Source organism: Limnohabitans sp. 2KL-3, from assembly GCF_001269405.1.
Taxonomy (GTDB): domain Bacteria; phylum Pseudomonadota; class Gammaproteobacteria; order Burkholderiales; family Burkholderiaceae_C; genus Limnohabitans_A.
On the sequence record NZ_CXON01000020.1, the window covers coordinates 55,265 to 76,272 of the forward strand.

The window sequence follows — 21,008 nt, forward strand, 5'->3', positions numbered from 1 at the left end:
CAGCAGCATTCGGGAATATCAGGAGAGGGATTACTGAAATTGGCTCAGGAAACGCACATCACCGTCAAAGAACAAGCGCAGGTCATTCACGCCGTAGCGCAGCATGGTGAAACGGTCCATGCCCATGCCAAAGGCAAAGCCGATGAAGCGCTCGGGGTCCAAGCCCATGTTGCGCACCACGTTCGGGTGCACCTGGCCGGAGCCGCCCACTTCAAGCCAACGACCAGCCAGCGGGCCACTTTGGAACTGGATGTCGATCTCGGCACTGGGCTCGGTGAAGGGGAAAAAGCTGGGACGGAAACGCAGCACCAGATCGTCGCTTTCGAAGAAGGTGCGGCAAAAATCGGTGACCACCACCTTCAAATCCTTGAAGCTCACGTTCTCGCCGATCCACAGGCCTTCGCACTGGTGAAACATGGGCGAGTGGGTGGCGTCGCTGTCCACGCGGTAAGTGCGGCCAGGCGCGATGACACGGATCTCGGGCATGCCTTGACCCGCGTCGAGTTGGTTTGTGTAGCGCTTGACGTGCTGCACTGCATGGCGGATTTGCATGGGGCTGGTGTGTGTGCGCAGCAAATGACCGCCTTCGACGTAAAAGGTGTCGTGCATGGAGCGCGCTGGGTGGTCTTCTGGTGTGTTGAGCGCGGTGAAGTTGAACCAGTCGGTCTCGATCTCTGGGCCTTGGGCCACTTCAAAGCCCATGGAGCCAAAGATTTGCTCGACACGCTCGAGCGTCAGCGATACGGGGTGCAAACCGCCCAGGTTTGCACTGCGCCCCGGCAAAGTCACATCGAGTGCTTCGGCTTTGAGTTGCGCTTGCAGCTCTGCGTCGGCCAGCGCTTGGCGGCGATCGTTCAGCGCGGCCTCAATGGCCTGCTTGGCCAGGTTGATGGCCGCACCGCGCGTTTTCTTGTCTTCCACGCTCAGAGCGGCCATGCCCTTCATCAGCTCGGTGATGCGACCGGCTTTGCCCAGAAATTGGGCTTTGGCGTTTTCGAGGTCTGCAGGTGTCAGTGCCTGCGCAAAACTCTGGCGTGCGGAGTCGACCAGGGTGTCCAGCTCGTTCATGGTGTGGGAGATCGGGGATCTGAGTAAAAAGGAATAAAAAAGGGATTGAAGCTTTTGCGAGCCTCAATCCCTTTGATCGAGTGCGTGGCACAGGCCCAAGGGCCCATGTCACTCATGGACTCAAGCTGCGGCCAGTTTGGCTTTGACTTGGTTCACAATGCCAGCAAAAGCGGCCTTGTCGTGCACAGCGATGTCCGCCAGCATCTTACGGTCGATTTCGATGGCAGCCTTCTTCAGGCCGTTGGCGAACTGGCTGTAGGTCAGACCGCATTCACGCGCAGCGGCGTTGATACGGGCAATCCACAACTGACGGAACACACGCTTTTTGGTGCGGCGGTCACGGTAGGCGTACTGGCCAGCCTTCATCACCGCCTGTTTGGCGATGCGGAAGACATTACCGCGGCGACCACGGAAACCTTTTGCAAGGGCCAAAACTTTCTTGTGACGGGCGCGTGCCGTTACACCACGTTTAACGCGAGGCATATTTATTCTCCTTGTTCGTCAGTAATTACAGGCCAGCCATGGGCAGCATTTGTGCGATGTGACCCATATTGGTCTCATGCACAGCCACTGCACCGCGAAGGTGACGCTTGTTTTTGGTGGTCTTCTTGGTCAGGATGTGACGTTTGAAGGCTTGGCCGCGTTTAACGGTTCCACCGGGACGAACACGGAAGCGCTTTTTAGCGCTGCTTTTGGTCTTCATCTTGGGCATGTCAATGCTCCTTTAATTGTGCTCGTGAGGCGTCTGCAATATCTTTGCAGCCTTGTTGGCCCCGAGCCACTTTTAACAAAAGTCACCCGAAAGTGACTTTCGACCCAACCAACCCGAAGGCCGGTCAAATTCTTTTTTTACGCCGACTCAGCAGAAGCTGCCGCGTCTGCTGGTTTGCCACTGGTCGGTTTTTTGCGACCCGGTGCAATCATCATGATCATCTGGCGGCCTTCCAACTTGGGAAACTGCTCCACGATGATGGAGTCGGCCAACTCATCACGAATCCGGTTCAGCAAAGCGATACCCAGTTCTTGGTGGGTGATTTCGCGGCCACGGAAACGCAAAGTGATCTTGCATTTGTCACCATCGGCCAAAAACCGGCGGATGTTGCGCATTTTGATGTTGTAGTCACCATCGTCTGTACCTGGACGGAACTTGACTTCTTTGATGTCAATGACCGTTTGCTTGGCTTTGGCTTCTGCCGCTCGCTTTTGCTCTTGGTACTTGAACTTACCGTAGTCCATCAAGCGACAGACAGGCGGATTGGCAGTGGCGGCAATTTCAACCAGGTCCACATCCATTTCACCCGCAAGTCGCAAGGCTTCACCCAAAGACAAAATGCCCATGGGTTCATTTTCAGGGCCGGAAACACGAACCTCTGGGGCCATGATTTCACGGTTCAAACGGTGTTTACGTTCTTCGCGGTGGCGACGATCACGAAATTCGGTAGCGATGACTCAATCCTTTACGGAACAAAACTGCAACATGCAGCCCATCCATCTTTGTGCCCACGGGCCAAAGCTTGCGGCGAAATTCACCTTCAGGCTTTAGAAGCGATGTCAGCTGAAATGTGTTCAATGAACGCATCGATCGACATCACACCGAGGTCTTTGTTGCCTCGGGCGCGCACTGCGACGGTACCTGCTGCCTTTTCTTTGTCACCTGCGACAAGGATATAGGGCAGCTTTTGCAACGAATGCTCGCGTATTTTATACGTGATTTTCTCGTTACGGAGGTCCAATTCGACCCTAAGGCCTTGATTTGACACTGACTTTTGCAGTTTTGCAGCGATTTCGCGACAGTAGTCAGACTGTGCATCGGTGATATTGAGCACCGACACTTGAATGGGGGCCAACCAAGTGGGCAAGGCACCGGCATGCTGTTCGATCAAAATGCCAATGAATCGCTCCATGCTGCCCACAATGGCACGGTGCAAAATCACAGGCCGCTGGCGCGTACCGTCTTCGGCCACGTATTCGGCATCCAGACGCTCGGACAAATTGAAGTCCACCTGAATCGTGCCGCACTGCCATTCCCGGCCAATCGCATCCTTCAGGGTGTATTCGATCTTGGGTCCATAAAAAGCACCATCGCCCTCTGAAATCACAAAATCGCATCCCGAATGGCGCAAGCTGTCCATCAGGGCTTTTTCGGCCTTGTCCCACAACTCGTCGGAACCAATGCGAGCCGCAGGACGCGTAGACACCTTGTACAAAATGTTGGTGAAACCGAAATCGGCGTAGACATTTTTGAGGACCTTGGTGAAGGTGTCGCACTCTGGCAGGATTTGGTCTTCGGTGCAAAAGATGTGGCCATCGTCTTGGGTGAAGCCACGCACACGCATGATGCCGTGCAAACCGCCTGACGGTTCATTGCGGTGGCATTGGCCAAACTCACCGTAACGCAAAGGCAAATCACGGTAGCTCTTGATACCTTGCTTGAAGATCAGGATGTGACCCGGGCAGTTCATGGGCTTCAAAGCGTAATCGCGCTTCTCGGACTCGGTCGTGAACATGTTGTCGCGGTACTTGTCCCAGTGACCGGTTTTTTCCCACAGCGATTTATCCAAAATCTGGGGGCCTTTGACCTCTTGGTAACCACTGTCACGGTAAACCTGTCGCATGTACTGCTCCACGGTTTGCCAAACGGTCCAGCCTTTGGGGTGCCAGAACACCAAGCCAGGGGCATGCTCGTCAATGTGGAACAAATCCAACTCGCGCCCGAGCTTGCGGTGGTCACGCTTTTCGGCTTCTTCAAGACGGGTCAGATACAGCTGCAAGTTCTCCTTGCTGGCCCAAGCCGTACCGTAAACGCGTTGCAGCATTTCGTTTTTGCTGTCACCGCGCCAATAGGCCCCCGCCACTTTCATGAGTTTGAAATGTTTGAGCTTGCCTGTGCTGGGGACGTGCGGGCCACGGCACAGGTCTTCAAAAGCACCTTCGCGGTACAAACTCACTTCTTGGTCAGCAGGGATGCTGCCAATGATTTCGGCTTTGTAGTGCTCGCCCAGGGCTTTGAAATGCGCCACAGCCTCATCGCGAGGCAAAACACGGCGGACCACAGGCTCGTCCTTGTTGGCCAGCTCGGTCATGCGCTTTTCAATGGCCACCAAGTCCTCAGGCGTGAAGGATCGGCTGTAAGAAAAGTCGTAATAAAAGCCGTTGTCGATGACGGGTCCGATGGTGACCTGAGCCTCAGGAAACAAATCTTTGACGGCGTAAGCCAACAAGTGTGCCGTTGAGTGGCGAATCAGCTCCAGACCTTCGGGGTCTTTGGCGGTGACGATGGCCAAGTGGGCATTGGCCGACATGCTGAAACTGGTGTCCACCAGTTGGCCATTGACTTTGCCGCCCAAAGCTGCTTTGGCCAAGCCTGCGCCAATAGAGGAAGCGACTTCGGCTACGGTGACCGGGCCTGGAAATTCGCGCAATGAACCGTCGGGGAGCGTGATCTGAACCATGAAATTCAATACAAAAAGCCGGACATTAACCGTGCTGGATTAAAAAAGTAATCAAAGCTGATTTTCCCACAAAAACACCGTCGAAATTTGAACCACCACCAAGGTGCCCCTACCCGAGTGCCCGCCCCCGAACAGCCAAAAACACCGGACAAACACCAAGGATTTCGTCAGCCAGTTGTGGGTTTGCTTGGTTTAAGATAGTGGTCTCACTTTTCATCCTGTAAAAATCAGTACCACGATGACCACGCCTACAGCCCGCTCCAAAATCATTTACACCTTGACGGATGAAGCCCCCTTGTTGGCAACAGCATCCTTTTTGCCCATCATTCGCACCTTCACTCAGCCCGCAGGCATTGAAATTGAAACCAGCGATATTTCTGTGGCTGGCCGCATTCTGGGCGAATTCTCTGACCTGCTCCCCCCTGAGCAAAGAGCACCCGACAACCTGTCGATGCTCGGCAAGTTGACCCTCTTGCCCAGCACCAACATCATCAAACTGCCCAACATCAGCGCCTCGGTTGGCCAGTTGGTTGCAGCCATCAAAGAACTGCAGGCCAAGGGCTACGCCCTGCCCGACTACCCCGAAAACCCCAGCAACGACGAAGAAAAAGCCATCAAGGCCCGTTATTCCAAGTGCACCGGATCGGCCGTGAACCCCGTTCTGCGCGAAGGCAACTCCGACCGTCGCGCCCCCCGCGCCGTCAAAGAATTTGCCCGCAAAAACCCCCACAGCATGGCCGAGTGGAGCCAGGCGTCGCGCTCGCACGTCTCGCACATGCACGCAGGCGACTTCTACCACGGTGAAAAATCCATGACCCTGGACCGCCCCCGCGACGTGCGGATGGAGCTGATCACCAAAAGCGGCAAAACCATCATCCTCAAACCCAAAGTCTCTTTGCTCGACCGTGAAGTCATCGACAGCATGTACATGAGCAAAAAGGCTCTGTGCGAGTTCTATGAGAAAGAGATTGAAGACGCCCGCAAGACCGGCGTGATGTTCTCGCTGCACGTCAAAGCCACCATGATGAAGGTGTCGCACCCCATCGTGTTCGGTCACTGCGTGAAGATCTTCTACAAAGAAGCTTTCGAAAAGCATGGTGACCTGTTCAAAGAACTGGGTGTGAACGTGAACAACGGCATGGCCGATCTGTACAGCAAGATCACCAGCTTGCCCCAGTCCAAGCAAGACGAAATCAAACGCGACCTGCACGCCTGCCACGAGCACCGTCCCGAGCTGGCCATGGTGGACTCGGCCAAAGGCATCACCAACTTCCACTCGCCCAACGACGTGATCGTGGACGCCTCCATGCCCGCCATGATCCGCAACGGCGGCAAGATGTGGGACGCCAACGGCCGCCTGAAAGACGTCAAGGCCGTGATGCCCGAGTCGACTTTCGCCCGCATTTACCAGGAGATGATCAACTTCTGCAAGTGGCACGGCGCCTTCGACCCCAAGACCATGGGCACGGTGCCCAACGTGGGTCTGATGGCTCAGCAAGCCGAAGAATACGGCTCGCACGACAAAACTTTTGAAATCTCTGAAGACGGCGTGGCCAACATCACCGACATCAACACCGGTGAAGTGCTCTTGTCCGAAAACGTCGAAGCCGGCGACATCTGGCGCATGTGCCAGGTCAAAGATGCCGCAATCCGTGACTGGGTCAAGCTGGCCGTCACCCGTGCTCGCAACTCCGGCATGCCCGTGGTGTTCTGGCTCGACCAGTACCGCCCCCACGAAGCCCAGCTGATCACCAAAGTGAAGATGTACCTGCACGAGCACAACACGGCCGGTCTGGAAATCCAGATCATGAGCCAAGTGCGTGCCATGCGTTACACCCTGGAGCGCGTTGTGCGCGGCCTGGACACCATCAGCGCCACCGGTAACATCCTGCGCGACTACCTGACCGACCTGTTCCCCATCATGGAACTGGGCACCTCGGCCAAGATGCTGTCGGTTGTGCCATTGATGGCCGGCGGCGGCATGTACGAAACCGGTGCAGGCGGCTCTGCCCCCAAGCATGTGCAACAGCTGGTGGAAGAAAACCACCTGCGTTGGGACTCGTTGGGTGAATTTTTGGCGCTGGCCGTGTCGCTGGAAGACCTGGGTATCAAAACCAGCAACAGCAAATCGAAGGTTTTGGCCAAAACCCTGGACGCGGCCACCGGCAAACTGCTGGACAACAACAAGAACCCCTCGCCCAAGACAGGCCAGTTGGACAACCGTGGCAGCCAGTTTTATCTGGCCATGTACTGGGCGCAAGAGTTGGCCGCGCAAACGGACGACCTGGAACTTCAAGCCAAGTTCGCGCCGCTGGCCCAAACACTGACCGAGCAAGAAATGACCATCGTGGGTGAGCTCAATGCCGTTCAGGGCCAAGCCGTTGACATTGGTGGCTACTACTTCCCGTCCCAGGAAAAGCTCCAAGCCGTCATGTGCCCCAGCCCCACCTTCAATGCCGCTCTGGCTTCAGCGGCTGCCCATTGATCAGGCCTTATGAAGTTTGCAAGAACGGATTTTTTGTGAGAACGGCGCCCTCGCCGCGATAGAGCCTCGCAGACCACCCCCCTTCGCCCCGAGGGCGGGGCTCCCACACTGATTGCGGTGCCCGAAAAAAGCCGTTCACTTCAATCTTCACGGGTCTGTATTGATAAACCGAGTCATCTCGCCCTCTAAAAAAACCATCCCTCGGGATGGTTTTTTTTCGATCAACTTGCCCATCGTTCGATCAACATTTGAACGGCTTGTTCCAAGGACATTGCGCTGGTGTCGACAGTGATATGGGTTGAGTCGGGTAATCCAAAGGTGATGTTCAAGCGCAAGACCTTGGTTTTGCGCTTTTGCTGGGTTGCGTCAAAAACTGTTTCACCAAGGGTACACAAGGCCCTTGGGCATCGAGAATGGCCCCATTCCCTGCAGCAACACATTGGAGCGACGCATTCACCGCCTCGAGGGTGCACTCACGCTTGGCCTGCAAGCGCGGGCGCACCACAGGACTGCGGGCCAAGTTGGTCAGTGCGGGGTGCCGGGCCAATTCAGTGTAGGTCGTCACCGCCGCCGCCTCGGCACGAGCCGGTTCGTGCAGACCTGCAGCCTTCAAAGCCAGTTGCACCGCCTGGGTGTACAGCGCGTCGTCGTCCAACAGCACCTGAATGAAGTGCAGCCACTGGTGCAGGTCTTTTTTATCGGGCGGGGCCAGGTGGTCCGCATGCAGGGCGGGCGGCAGGTCGAACAAAAAACCCCCACCATTGAGCTGCTCCTCTATGCCGCCCGACTTCATGGCCAGCACAGGCACGCCAGCCAACAACCCCTCGGCCACCACCCGGGCCGAAGCTTCAAACCACAGCGAAGGCACCAGCAACAGCGATGCTTCGCCATAGATGCGGGCCATGTCGTCGGTGCGTGGCTGCCAGTCCACCGCGTCCAACAGCGCCGGGTCCACGCCAAGGCGTGCCCAGTCGGCCCGGCCCCAACGGCTTTCCAGGGCCCGAAAGCGCAGCCCGGGTGCCAGCACCCGCGCCTGCTCCACCAAGTTCAGAAAAAACAGCCCGCCTTTGGCCGGTTCAGGGTTGATCAGCGTCACAAAACGTTGTGCCTTGCGCGTGGCCACCCGCGCGGGCGACAGATTGAGCCGACCTTCCAGCGGTGGGCGTACCAAGTCACGCACCACCTGCGCCCTGATCCCCAGCTTTTCGCGGTACAGCGCCACCATGGCCTGTGAAGGCACCACAAATGAGTTGATGAACCGAAACGCTGGCGATTCGGCTCGGGCATAGCCCGGGTTGGCCACATAAAACACCGTGTGTGCCCCCTGCTGCTGGGCCTGAGCCAGCAGCGGCTGCAGCGCGGGCGAGCTGTAGGTCAGCACCACGTCGGGCTGCAGCTGCGTCAGGGATTGCTGCGCCACCTCAATGAACGCCCTCAAGGCCCCAGGTCGCACCGCTTGATGCACGGTGGAATGGGTCACATACAAAGTGTGTGTCACCCCCTCATCCTCTTGCACCCAAAGGCTGCCAACGGGCGGCAGAGGCGACAAATCAGGATGCACTTGGGCCAGCGGGTACTCCTGCTGGCCATCGAACAAGGTCATGGTCAGTGCATGGGCCTGCCAGCCTGCGCGGGCCAAGGCCTTGAGCTGCGCCCGCACGCTTTGGGCGGCGCCGCTCTTGCGGTCGAACAAGCAGGCCTCAGATAAAAACAACATGGTGGGCACAAAACATCTCCACAACACCTGTAAGTCACACCCACTGGGCAGGCCATGGCTTGAAAAAAAACGCCGCTGGAGAACCAGCGGCGTTGTCCAGTCAACGGCAAGGCAAAACCTGCACAGACAAAAACTGCAAGGGGGCGAATCTGAAACACCCCATTGCGGGCTGGCATTAAACCGGAATGACAGGCACCGCCGGCTTGAAATTGGCCAACTGGAACTCCTGACCCAAGGTGTTAACGGTGGCCAGCAGGTTCAGCTCGTAGGCCTCGAGCGTGTTGTCACCTGTAGACGATTGGGTATGCGCCCAGATGGCGGTCACGTTCGGGTTGTCAGCGGCTGTGACCGCAAACACCGTCGTGTTGATCTCGCTGTTGTTGGTGGTGCCACCCAAGACTGCATCGAAGTCAAACAGGCTGTTGAGCACCGCAGCCACATCCGTGCTGGAGCTCAGCGCAGCCGCGTTGATCGTGCTTTCAACCGAGGTCACCAATCCAAATTCGGTGGTGGACAGGTCCAACGCAGCCACGTCGCTGAACGCAACCCAACCTTTGGCTATCACGGGGAGAGAGCTGACCGTGGCCGCAGTCGCAGTGTCGAGCAACAGCAGCACATGATCGCCATTGTCCTTCAGTGTGTACTTCGCAATGCCCGATGTATTCAGTGTCTCCAACAGCGCACCGAGGTTTTCGTATGTGCCCGCCGAGGCCGTGCTGCTCACAACACCCGCCGCCTGCGCCTCAAGCAGCAAGTTTTGACCGAGCGTGATCGGGCTCGTGAGCAGATCAGAAGGCGTACCGTAGTCTGCTGACACCCTCCATGCAAGCGCATCAAGGAGCGCACCGCCTGATGAGACCAGATTTGGAGTTGTTCCATCGGTATCACTTGACAAGAAGTAGATGTTGACATCCAACACGGTCCTCGTGACCACAACACCATTCACATACCCCTCCACCGTGCTGGCCAGCAGCTCGCCTTCCAGCGCCACAAAGTCATAGGCCGTCTGGAAGTTGTTCACCACATCGGCCACTGCGCCGCCGGTGGAACGCACCATCAACAAGGAGTCTTTCCATTCAAACGGAGCAAAGCCTGTTGTGTCGGTTTTCACCACGAAGGCGTCGGCCTCGCTTGTGCTGTTGGTCAAGCTGCCTGCATCTTTACCGGCTGTACCACCATCTGTTGAAATGCTGCCGTTGCCCAGGTCGATGCGGTCAGTCGGGTTGTTGCCCACGCCATAGCCGTAGACCTGCGTGTCACCTAACGGCGTGCCCGTGACCGTGCCGCCGTTGAGCGAGGTGGTGTTCAGGCCAGTGTCGGTGTACTTGCCCGGGTCGGAGCCGTACAGATCGCCATTACCGGGGTTGGGGGTACCAAAGGTGTTGTCTGGCGAGTCTGGCGGGGCGATGAAGCCATAGCCCGGATTGGTAAAGGTTTGACCGACACCGCCATCCAGAGACTTGACGATGATCGAGGCATTAAAACTTTCGCCAGGTTGAAGAGCACCACTCACAGTCCCGTCGCTCAACTGAGAAACTATCCCGCCAACATAAAGATTAAAGAAGTTAACGTTAAAGTTCTCAGTATTACCAGGCGATACCGTGACCCCCTCCACGGCAGTCATAGTCACCTTGCGCGTCGAGGCGTCGTAGGTGATGGAGCCGAGCTCACGCCCGACTCTGTCCTCAAACAAAGACAGCACATCGTTCATCTTGGACACGGCCGTTTCGAAGTTGTCGCCGAGCGAAAGACCCAACGCCGGATCGACTGGCTCATTTCCCAAACTAACAAAAAAATTGTTTACTAAAAAGCCTTCAAAATAATAATACTGCCCGCCATCTGAGAACGTCAATCCGATTTTCAGAAATACAGAGTCTGGATTTGCAGAATCGGCATTCCACTGCGCCTCCCGGAACATGGTCACTTCGATGGCATTGCCTTGGCTGAATGCACCGCCCAAAGCGAAGGCCTCGCCGGCCTGAGAAGAAGGGTCATCACCGAAGAAACCAGCGTTGACGCCGTTCAAGGTGTCTAGGCCGTCACCCGGATTCACGAAGTCCTGCTGCAGGCCGGCTGTGCCCGTGAGCGCGCTGTCACCGAACAGGTCTGAGTTGTCGCCCGGGTTGGTGATGGTCTGCTTCACCGGATCGGCATTCACACCGGTGACGGCATTGCCCTCACCTGTCGCGTCGTTGAGGGTGATGCCCTCGCTGCTGGTGGAAGCCGGTGTGTCATTGACACCAGGCGCCACCACTTCCAGCAGGGCCGCAGTTTGGCTGGTGCCCGTGCCGTCGTTGATGGTCACCGATGCCGTCACTTCATCCAGCAGACCCACGCCCCGCTTGCTGGCCTGGAACGACAACAAATTGCCCAGCCTGGCTGTGGCCGCCGCCGTGAGGTCAAGGCTGGTAATGCCTGCCTGTGTGTGATCGGCGATCACCTTGTCCAGCAGTTTGCCCACGAGATACTCCGACCGGTCCAAGCTGCCCGCGCTGTCGAGCAAAGCCTGATCCACCTTGAGTTGGGTGGTGAGGCCATTGAGCGTGATGCTGAGCGTTTCACCCAAGATGGCGGCCGCGTCCAGCGAGGTGTTCGAAAACAGGATCGTCACCTTGTGAAGGCTGCCATACACCTCCGGTGTGGTGATGGAGAACGAAGCCAGGTCAACCTTCAGAGGGTCCACGCCAGCAGCAGCTGCCGTCAGCACCAGCTTGTCCTCGATCACCGCGACCGTGCCAACGGCGGCGGCAATGTTGTCGTCTTTGACTGCACCCACACCAACGCGCAAGGCTTCGATCCGAGCGGCCAGGCTCTGGAGTGTGGCGGTCTCGGTGTCGCCCATGTTGGCTGTGACCTTGGTGCCCGCGATCGAGATGCTGACCGTGCCCTGGTTACCGGCGTCGTCTGTGGTGTAGAAATTGTCATCGTTCAGACCGCCGAACACGATTTCAGAGACCTGCTTGACGCCCGGGTAGCTGATTTCGGCTTTCGATATGTCGAACGCGTGCTCGGTCTTTTCTTTGGAGGTCAGCGTGATCGCGCCGTTGGCATCCACCGACACCTCGCGGAGCACGGTGGCCAGACGACCGTCTGAGCCGGGAACGGCCTCTAAACCAGGGGTGTATCCAGTCGAAGATTTTGCATTGATCGAACGGTCGTCGAGCAGGCCTTCGGCAATGTTGTTGAGAACCCTCTGCACGGTCCATTGGAAGACCATGTTGACGTCTGGGCCAGTCGCTCTGGACGTGATGACAATATCGCCATCAACGATGGCAACATCAAAGGCCTTGGCAGTTTCACCCAAGTCATCCAGATAGGTGACAAACGCTCCGAGGTTTTTGAAGGCGGTAAATGCCTCGATAGAGTTCCAACTAGGTGGAGAGCCGGGTGTATCTCCAGGAATTAAAGAACCCGAACCATTGGCTGAGAATAATACATTGGTGGAACTTTGACTTTCAACTCTCAGACTCCAGGCATTGAGGAAAAACGTTTCAAGTAAAGGAGATCCATAGTTGCCAAAGTTAGGCTTAAAGTCCAGGCCGTCAATGTCGACAGTGATGACTGCAGGCGTAGCCTCTGTGCCCTGTTGGACCTGCAACTCCGCCCCGATGGCATTTTTGAGCGCGAGGATGCTGGCTGCAGCGTCACCTGCGACCATGTCGGCTTTCACCACCACATCGTTGGCCGTGTCAGTCAGATCTTTGGGCGTGGTGTCCACCGTCAGGCTCAGCGTGCCGCCGGCGTAGTAATCGGCGTTGGTGGTGCTGTAGGTGGCTTTGGCCTGCTGCGTCTGGCCCTGGTAGTCCAGCGTCACGTTGCTGACAGTAAAGGTTTCTCTGCCGGCGTTTTTGGCGGTCAGGGTGATCTGGCCAGTGGTGCTGTCGTATGCGGCAGAGGCAATGAGACCTTCGAGGTCTCCACCAACGACGGTTTGGGCGTTGATGGCTTCCACAAGGGCCTTCGAAGTGGCTTGGGCACCCACAATCGCTTCACCGGTGAGAGTCGTACCAGTCGGGAAGATCGATGTCGAATCAATAAGGATCTCTAAACCTTGATCTTGTTTGATGATTAATTTATTGAACAAACTTTTGGCAGTAATGACGATGTTGCCACCTTCCAGCGTTGCGGATTCGATAAAAGGTTGATTAGCTATTTCATTAATAAAATCATCAACATTCATCCCACTAACAATAATATCTTGACCTTTACCCCCCGTCGCCCCAAAAGCAATAAGAGACATCGTCAATCCGCCTAAGAGCGACGCTCCCGTGATGTCATTCGGCAGATCGATGGTGATCGTGGCGGGCTTGGAGGTCACCATGCCTGCTGACACGGTCACAGGCACGTCATCGTCCGTGCGCATCAAGCCATCCACGCCCGCGCCTCTGATGGTGACGTAAGCCTTGCCGCCGTCGTAATACACATCCGCGCCACGGCCGTAGCTGGCGACGTCAGAGGTTTTGCCGTCGATGAAAGTGCTGCCGTAGGGGATGCTGCTGCTGTCGAGCTTGACGGAGGCCAGCTGCTTGACGCCCTGGTAGTCCAGCGTCACGTCGCTGATCACGAAGGTTTCTTTGCCGTATTGCTTCGCGTTGAGGGTGATGCTGCCGTCTGTCATGAGCTCGGCGCCTTGCAGCACCTGCGAGAGCACCGGGTCCGGATTGCTGAGGGTAGCGTCTTGGCCATTCGTTATGGTCGGTGAAGAGACTATGTAACTATTAGCGGACGACCCATTAAGGGTGATCTGGATGTTTGCCGCCATCACAGCGCTGGTCCCCGTCGCGACGCTAGTAATCGTCAAAAGAGTGCCAGCCTCATTCAGCGTAGCGGATGCAATGTCTACCTTATCGGTAAAGACTTTGAGCAAGGCTTCAGGAGTCGTCGGAGATCCGCCAGGGTAGACATAAGTGTCGCCAATTTTGATATAACCGCTGACAAACACCGATTGGCTGTTTGCAAAGCGTTCGGTCAATCCAGAAAGTTGGATCGTGAGAACCGCCGGGGAATCTTCAATCAAGCCACCCTGTGCCCTAGCGTTGATCGCGTCCACCAGGTTCTGGCTGGTGGTTTTGGCGTCTGTACCCATGAGGGCGTCTACGGTCACAGACACGTCATCGCCCGTGCCCAACATGCGATCTGAACCCGCGCCTCTGATGTTGACGTAGGCCTTGCCGCCTTGGTAGTACACATCAGCACCCCGGTCGGTGTACATGCCATCGCCATACTGGGCGTAAGCACCATCTGGCCCACCGGTTTCCAGCCGCAGTGTGGCTTGCTGCTGCTCGCCTTGGTAGTCTTGGGTGGCGTTTAACAACAGGGGGGCGGTGGCTTCGGTGGATGCCACCAGCACCAGGTCCGTCGTCGGGACAGGAGCCCCAATGTTGATGTTTTCGGGGGCAATGGTAAGGGCCTTCCCACCAGGTTTTTGTGCCACCGTCAACAGGCCACCCGTGTAGGTCACGTCGTACACATCAGTGAGCAGCGCGCCTGTGGGGCTGCCGTTGAGCTTGAAGGAAGCGATGAAAGCCTCCACGCTGGCAAACTGCACGTACCCTGCTGTCGTGACTTCATCGTTCACGGCTTCGTTGATGAAACTGCCCTTAATCCGCGACAGACTGGAATCCACTTTGTACTCAGACACGAAGTTGCCAAAGTAAATGAGCGGAGAAATTCCTCCAAGCTGACTTTTCTCAACAGCGACGAGCAAAGGCCCACTTTCGTTCAAGCTGTAGCTCAAGCTGAAGGTGTCGGCACTAACTGATTGGCGCGCAACCTGGCTGATTTCGACCGTCTGGGTCGCCTGCTCGGCGCGCTCCAGAACCGCGGCGATGGCCGCGTTGGGCTGTGTTGTGATGATCAACGGTGTGCTCAGCTCGGATCCATACACACTGTTACCGTCAAGGGCGAACTCGATCCGAGCATTCTTGTAAAACGGTTCGAGGGCTGTGGAGCTGACGCTGTTGTTGCCTGATGTCAAGAATGAGATGGTGTCGTTAGCACCGTCAAGGCTGAACACCGCCACACCGTCGAAAGCCGTGTTCAGCTCTTCGAGCAGTTCGCCCACTGTGGTGGCGACTGCATCACCTGTATCGCTTCCAACGTAGGACTTGTAGTAATCAACATCGCCAATCTTGATGTCAATCACGTACTTGACGACGCTAGAGGAAGTCGATTGAAGCGTAGTGGCGGAATCGATGTCTATTGTCAAGAACACAAACCCACCGGCTTTTTCACCGAACGCCGCTATGTCGACAGCGTACTCAAGGGCACGCACCGAGGCGATGGCGTCGCCAGCCACCATGTCGGCGGTCACCGTCTGGTCTGCGATCTTCACGCTGAGCTTGCCACCCTCGTAGTAGTCGGCGTTGTCGCTGCTGTAGCTGACCTTGCTGACCTGCTGCACGCCGTTGGTGTCCACCGATGCGGCATCGACCTTGAAGGTGGGTGCAGGAGTGTCGGTATCGGGTGCGGTGGCACCGGTCAGGGTGAGTTGGGTGCCTTTGATGGTGACGCCGTTGACGGAAGCCAGCTCGCCATCAATGCTACCTCCCGCGTTGGCTGTCTCGATGGCGGTCTTGAGGGCAGCCACCGACAGTGCGGGGTTGGGCTTGCCGTCTTGGTCAAACACAAGGTCAGCACTGATGGTTTTGCCGTCGATGGTGACGCTGAGCTTGCGGGTGAACTGGGTGGTGTTGGTGCCGTTGGTGGCGGTGGGCCAGTCGGCCACGACACTGGAAAAGTCCACAGTGACCACGGTGACCTGGCCATTGTTATCGATGGCGGCTTCCACGTCGCCACCGGCCTTCAGCACCAGTGCTTGGCCGTTTTTGCCATAAAAGTTCAGGGTGCTGCCGTCGGTCGTCACGCCGCTGAGCACGTCGGCCGAGGAAACACGCAGGTCGGCCACCGTCATCGGGGGCGTGCTGGCGGCCAAGGCGTCGCCAATTGCGGTCTGCACAGCCAACTCGGTTGCCATGACCAACATGCCGTTCGTGGGGTCGATCAGTCGGGTGTCGAACACCGACAAGCTGTTGTCGGGGTAAAAGCGTTGGCCTGCACCCACACCGGCAAGGGCAAACAAGATCGCCGAAGCCTGGGGTGTGTCGAGCAAACCTTGCGGTAGCAACAGCAAGGAGTCGGCGGGCATGACACGGTAACCCGCTGGCACCAGGTAGCTGCCGTCGGCCAAGAGGTCTGCCACGGTCAAGGCGATGGGGGTGAAGGTGCCTCCTTGGGTGAGGCCAATCAGTTCGGCGATGCTGGCGCGATAGCCGATGACGGCCGTCGAGATGTCCACGGCCACAGTTTTGTCTGCAATGGCTCGGGCGAAAGCGGCCAGTTCGGTCTGCACCGTGCCGAAGTCGAGTTGGTCGCCTTTTTTCGTGGAAACCGTGTGGCTGTATTCCTTGCCGTTGATGGTGACGGTGAGCACCGAGCCAGGGCGGTAGTCCTGCGGATTGTTGGAGAAGGTGACGCTGGAGAGCGGCAGCGACTGGCCGTCGGTGACACGCTGATAAACCACCGTGTCGCCAGAGCCGTCGATGCTGGTCAAGTTGATGGTGTCGCCACCGGCTTGGCCCACGATGGTGTCGTTGCCACGGCCTGCGTCGATGGTGTCCTTGCCTGCACCGGCTTCCACACGCAGGTTGACCCTCTGGTCAAAAGATGTGAAGCGCATGGCGTTGTCCAGCTCGTCGCCGATGGCAGTGACCTGGGTGGCGCCGCGCACCACGGTGGCGGTGCCCGACACGAGCATGGCGGCCGACACGGTGGTGTCGTAGTCGCGCAGGGCATAGGTCACGTTGTTGGTCAGGTCAAAACCGGCTTCCACCAACGCGGCGGCTTGGGCCACGGTCAGCGGGGAGGTTACGGTCAGCAGCACGTCGGCCGCGTTGCGACCCTGGATGGCGTCGAGGAAGGCCTGTGCAATCGTTTCGCCGGCGCTGGCACCGTCGTAGAGCCACACGGATTCGGCGGGGACGGTGTTGGCGGCAATGTAGGCGTCAATGTAGGCGTCAACAGCAGGCACCCCCTCAAATGTGAGCGCTGCACGAAGAATGTCTTCGCGCAACACCACCAAAAGACCTTGATAGTCCAAAGCGAGCTTGTTGGAGGGATCAAACAAGACCCTCTCACCACCGAACGCCGGCACCACCAGACTGGGGTCCGCTCCAAGAAGAAAGATCGAAACAAAGGTGTCGGCGTCTACAAAGATTCCACCATCAGGCACGGTGAAGTAGCCATCGCCATTTAGATCAGACAAGAATACAAAGTTGTCCGGCGTCGGAGGGAATGATTGGGGGTTCAAGACACCAACCACCACATTGCCGGCGCTGAACTGGCTGCCGAAGATGGCCCCGGCTGTGAAGCTCAACGAGAGGGGACCGTTGACGACCACGAGGGCTGTTGAGATGACATCGGAGGTAACCATCGCAAGATTGCCGGCTGCATCGGTGACAGCACCGCCTTCGTAGAGTCGCAGCGCATTGACACCAGCGCTGATGCCGTTGACGTCAGCCTGGCTGGCGGTGAGTGTGTATTCAAACACCAGCTTGTCAGTGCCCGCGCCGCTCATATAAGCGGCCTGCACGGTATTGGCGCCCACCTCCAGTGCGAAAGTCGGCGCGCCTTTGAGGAGCACAGCTTCGTCAAAAGACACCTCGACACGCACCACGTCACCGGCGCCAAAGGCGCCAGCGGCGTCTGGGTTGGTGGCGGTGATGGCGATGTTGGTGATGGCAGGTGCGGCCTTGTCCAGGCCGGCTTCGAGCGCAGTGATGCGGTCTGTCAGCCCTTTGAGGTCTGCGTTGGCGGCTGACGACAGTAAGTCCAGTGCGGCCTTCAGGCCGGCAATGGAGTTCGTCGTGGGCTTTTCGGTTGTATTTCCGACCGCGCTGGTGTCGTCGAGGATGAGCGCGATTGAGCTGACGTTGGTGTCAATGCGCAATGCCAGTGCGTCGATTTTGCCTTGCAGGTCGTTGGTCACCGCTGTGATCGCCTTGTTCAGCGCATCCTGTGCAGTCGTCAGCGCCAGGCTCTGCGCCCCATTGTTGTCGTCGACCACACCGCTCAGAGCCGTCAGCGCTGCTTTCAGGCCAGCAATCGAGCCGGTGGTGGGCTCACCGCCTTGCACTGCGTCGTTGAGCAGTTTGGCGATCGCGTCGGCGTTGGTTTTGTCACCCAAGGCCATCGCGTCGTTCAGCAAGCTGGCCTGGTTGTCGATCTTGACGCTCAGGTCGTTGGTTGCCGCTGTGATCGCCTTGTTCAGTGCATCCTGTGCAGTCGTCAGCGCCAGGCTCTGCGCCTCATTGTTGTTGTCGACCACACCGCTCAGCGCCGTCAGCGCAGTTTTCAGGCCCGCAATCGAGCCGGTGGTGGGCTCACCGCCTTGCACTGCGTCGTTGACCAGTTTGGCAATCGCGTCGGCGTTGGTTTTGTCACCCAAGGCCATCGCGTCGTTCAGCAAGCTGGCCTGGTTGTCGATCTTGACGCTCAGGTCATTGGCCACCTTGTTGATCGCCTTGTTCAGTGCATCCTGTGCAGTCGTCAGCGCCAGGCTCTGCGCCTCATTGTTGTTGTCGACCACACCGCTCAGCGCCGTCAGCGCTGCTTTCAGGCCCGCAATCGAGCCGGTGGTGGGCTCGCCGCCCTGCACTGCGTCGTTGACCAGTTTGGCAATCGCATCGGCGTTGGTTTTGTCACCCAAGGCCATCGCGTCGTTCAGCAAGCTGGCCTGGTTGTCGATCTTGACGCTCAGGTCGTTGGCCACCTTGTTGATCGCCTTGTTCAGTGCATCCTGTGCAGTCGTCAGCGCCAGGCTCTGCGCCTCATTGTTGTTGTCGACCACACCGCTCAGCGCCGTCAGCGCTGCTTTCAGGCCCGCAATCGAGCCGGTGGTGGGCTGCCCGCCCTGCACTGCATCGTTGAGCAGTTTGGCAATCGCGTCGGCGTTGGTTTTGTCACCCAAGGCAATCGCGTCGTTCAGCAAGATGGCCTGGTTGTCGATCTGTCCTTTCAAGCTCAGGACTGCAGTAGACACTGCGTCAGCGATGGTTTTGTACAAGCCGGTGGCGTTGCTGGGGTCTCCCAACGTTGCCGTGTTGGGCGCGCCCAGCGCTGCCTGAAGTGCGGTGATTTCCACACCTGTGACATCACCAAGGTCGGTCAGCGCCCCCGAAAGCGTGTTGAGCTGATCACTCAGCGCCTTGATGGACCTCAAGTCGCCCAAGCTCAGGGCGCCTGTCAACTCTGTGCGCAAACCGTTGATGGCATCTGCAATGAAGAAGTAATCGCTCAAGCTCATTTGCGATTCGGTCAGGAAGCTGGGCACCTTGTCCGCCACGTTGGTCGCACCCGCCAGCAGCAAGATCGAGGTGCTGAGAACCGGGTTATCGGCAGCAACGGCCAAGCGCAGGCTTTGGATCGTAGCTTCGGTGCTACCGGCTTCGTCCACACCTGAGGCCGCCGCCAACAGCTTGCCGTAGTCGTTGGCTGTCAGGTTTGAAGCACCCGTGTTGGAAACCACAGCCACGGGTGCTGCGCCCGTCACCAGGTCATCCACCAGACCCAGCGCGTTTTTGACCTTGTCGTTGGCCACAGCAACTTGCTCGGCCGTCACGCCCTGTGGCAGGGTGGTCGAGCCAGACACTGAGAGTTCCCGCACTGCGGCTTCGGTGAACACGTTCACGTTGACATTGACCACCTGACCGTTGTTGATGTAGGCCATGGCCCGCAAGACGACGGTGAGATCCTTTTGTGCGCCAGTGGCTTCGTCCCAGTAGTCAGGGGCAGTGCCGTTTTCGTCCGTCACCACAACGAGCACCGCGCCGGTGTAAGGTTGCTGCAGCTCCAGCGTGAACGATCCGTCGTTCTGGATCGTTGCAAGGCCCAGTACATTGCCGGCAGCGTCATACACCGTAGCTACCAAGCCGGAGCCTTCCAACACCGGCCCCATGACAAAGTTGCCCAGCAGCACTGCAGGTTTGACCACCACCACCGCCGCAGTTGCAGCACCGCCGCCACCGCCTGCCACCGCGAGGCCCGCACCGCCCGCGGCCAACCAACCCATTGAGCCAAACTCGGCCGGTGCCTTCCACACAACCGGTTCACCGGCAGCGGTCACCGCAGCCGTGGTGGTCTCGGCGGTCACTGCGCCAGCGCTCGAGGCCATCGCGCTGGCGGGGATTTCACCGCTTGGATAAAAAGCCACGTTGGGCGAGCTGTAGAAGTCCACCAACGAGGCCACCTCGCCCTGCCCCTCGAGCTCCAACACCAGGTCATTTCCTTTGCGCTTGGCGAGCAAGCCGGTCACGGCTTTGCCGCTGACTTGATCGACCAGGGTGATCTGCGCACCGGCGGTCAACTTGAGCTGGCTCAAGGCTTCCAAGGTGTAGCTTTGCTGGCCGTTGGCGAGCTTGACGATGGCTTTGATGTTGGCTTTTGCTGTTGAAGTCATATGGGCTTTCTTGGGCTGGAAGAAAAATCAAACAGAGAAACTTTTCGGACACACATACGACGTTCACGCGAGCCTTGCGCTTTGACCGGGGAGCCTCAAAGTGAGGCTCGACCGATTCAGTCCGGGTTGGCCTCTGGCCGCGACACGGACACTTTGCAGCAAGCGCATGAACGTCATTCATGAAATCTGTTAAATCTGTTTTTTTATCGTAGTGACGTCAAATCTACAAAACCAACAAGCTCCAACAGTAACCAACAAACACCAACAACATACGCTGTTCAGACCTCTCCAAAAGGGATGCGTCAGCTGTCCACAGAAGTCCTCTTACACGCCCACACGGGGCGATGGGGGGGGTAGTCTGCGAGGCTTTTCGCGGCGGGGGCGCCGCTCCTACAGGGGAATGCTTGCCTTTTGTAGGAGCCCCGCCCTCGGGGCGATGGGTCGTGGTCTGCGAGGCTTTCGCGGCGGGGGCACCGCTCCTACAGGGGAATGCTTGCCTTTTGTAGGAGCCCCGCCCTCGGGGCGATGGGTCGTGGTCTGCGAGGCTTTCGCGGCGGGGGCACCGCTCCTACAGGGGAATGCTTGCCTTTTGATAGGGGTAGGAAAGGCCAAGGCCTCCCCTCCCTCCGAACCGTGCGTGCAGTTTTCCCGCACACGGCTCTCCAGTCAGTGGTTTCCTCATCGGGATTGGCTCGCTTGCATTCGGGCCTGCGTCATGGTGAACAGCCCCAACTGCGCGAAGTACTCGTTTGGCCAGCGTTTGTGATCAACTTGGCTCTTCCCCATCCCCGGGCTCTTTTGCTGCTTGCGCAGCATCGCCCTCAACCTCCT

8 protein-coding genes are annotated in these 21,008 nt (G+C 57.8%); 1 reads left to right on the forward strand and 7 read right to left on the reverse strand.

The genetic code is table 11. From position 1 onward, the window contains the following. Positions 1-30 precede the first annotated feature (30 nt). From pheS to thrS, 5 genes are all read right to left on the reverse strand, one after another. Positions 31-1,068: a phenylalanine--tRNA ligase subunit alpha gene (gene pheS, locus AMM41_RS18280; RefSeq protein WP_089962747.1), complete on the reverse strand. Its 1,038-nt coding sequence runs from the start codon at positions 1,066-1,068 to the stop codon at positions 31-33. Between the two features lie 120 nt (positions 1,069-1,188). Then, a complete protein-coding gene (gene rplT / locus AMM41_RS18285; protein ID WP_026036460.1) occupies positions 1,189-1,551 on the reverse strand; it encodes a 50S ribosomal protein L20 in 363 nt (120 codons plus the stop codon). Between the two features lie 25 nt (positions 1,552-1,576). Next, positions 1,577-1,780, reverse strand: a complete 204-nt coding sequence (rpmI, locus tag AMM41_RS18290) for a 50S ribosomal protein L35 (protein WP_019428895.1) — start codon at positions 1,778-1,780, stop codon at positions 1,577-1,579. Positions 1,781-1,917: 137 nt separating this feature from the next. Continuing rightward, positions 1,918-2,514, reverse strand: coding sequence for a translation initiation factor IF-3 (gene infC, locus AMM41_RS18295; RefSeq protein WP_089962749.1), 597 nt, complete (start codon positions 2,512-2,514; stop codon positions 1,918-1,920). Between the two features lie 86 nt (positions 2,515-2,600). Further along, the gene (gene thrS / locus AMM41_RS18300; RefSeq protein WP_089962780.1) at positions 2,601-4,520 is read right to left on the reverse strand and encodes a threonine--tRNA ligase; all 1,920 of its coding nucleotides are present in this window, start codon (positions 4,518-4,520) and stop codon (positions 2,601-2,603) included. A 238-nt stretch (positions 4,521-4,758) separates the two neighbouring features. Between thrS and AMM41_RS18305 the strand changes: the two genes are divergently transcribed. Then, positions 4,759-7,005, forward strand: coding sequence for an NADP-dependent isocitrate dehydrogenase (locus tag AMM41_RS18305; RefSeq protein WP_089962753.1), 2,247 nt, complete (start codon positions 4,759-4,761; stop codon positions 7,003-7,005). Positions 7,006-7,330: 325 nt separating this feature from the next. On the opposite strand, the gene AMM41_RS18310 is transcribed toward AMM41_RS18305, so the two are convergent. Further along, positions 7,331-8,722 (reverse strand): glycosyltransferase, encoded by a 1,392-nt coding sequence (locus AMM41_RS18310; protein WP_089962756.1) that lies wholly within the window; start codon positions 8,720-8,722, stop codon positions 7,331-7,333. Between the two features lie 175 nt (positions 8,723-8,897). Continuing rightward, on the reverse strand, positions 8,898-20,177 hold the full coding sequence (locus tag AMM41_RS18315; protein WP_089962759.1) for a beta strand repeat-containing protein: 11,280 nt from the start codon (positions 20,175-20,177) through the stop codon (positions 8,898-8,900). Positions 20,178-21,008 lie beyond the last annotated feature (831 nt).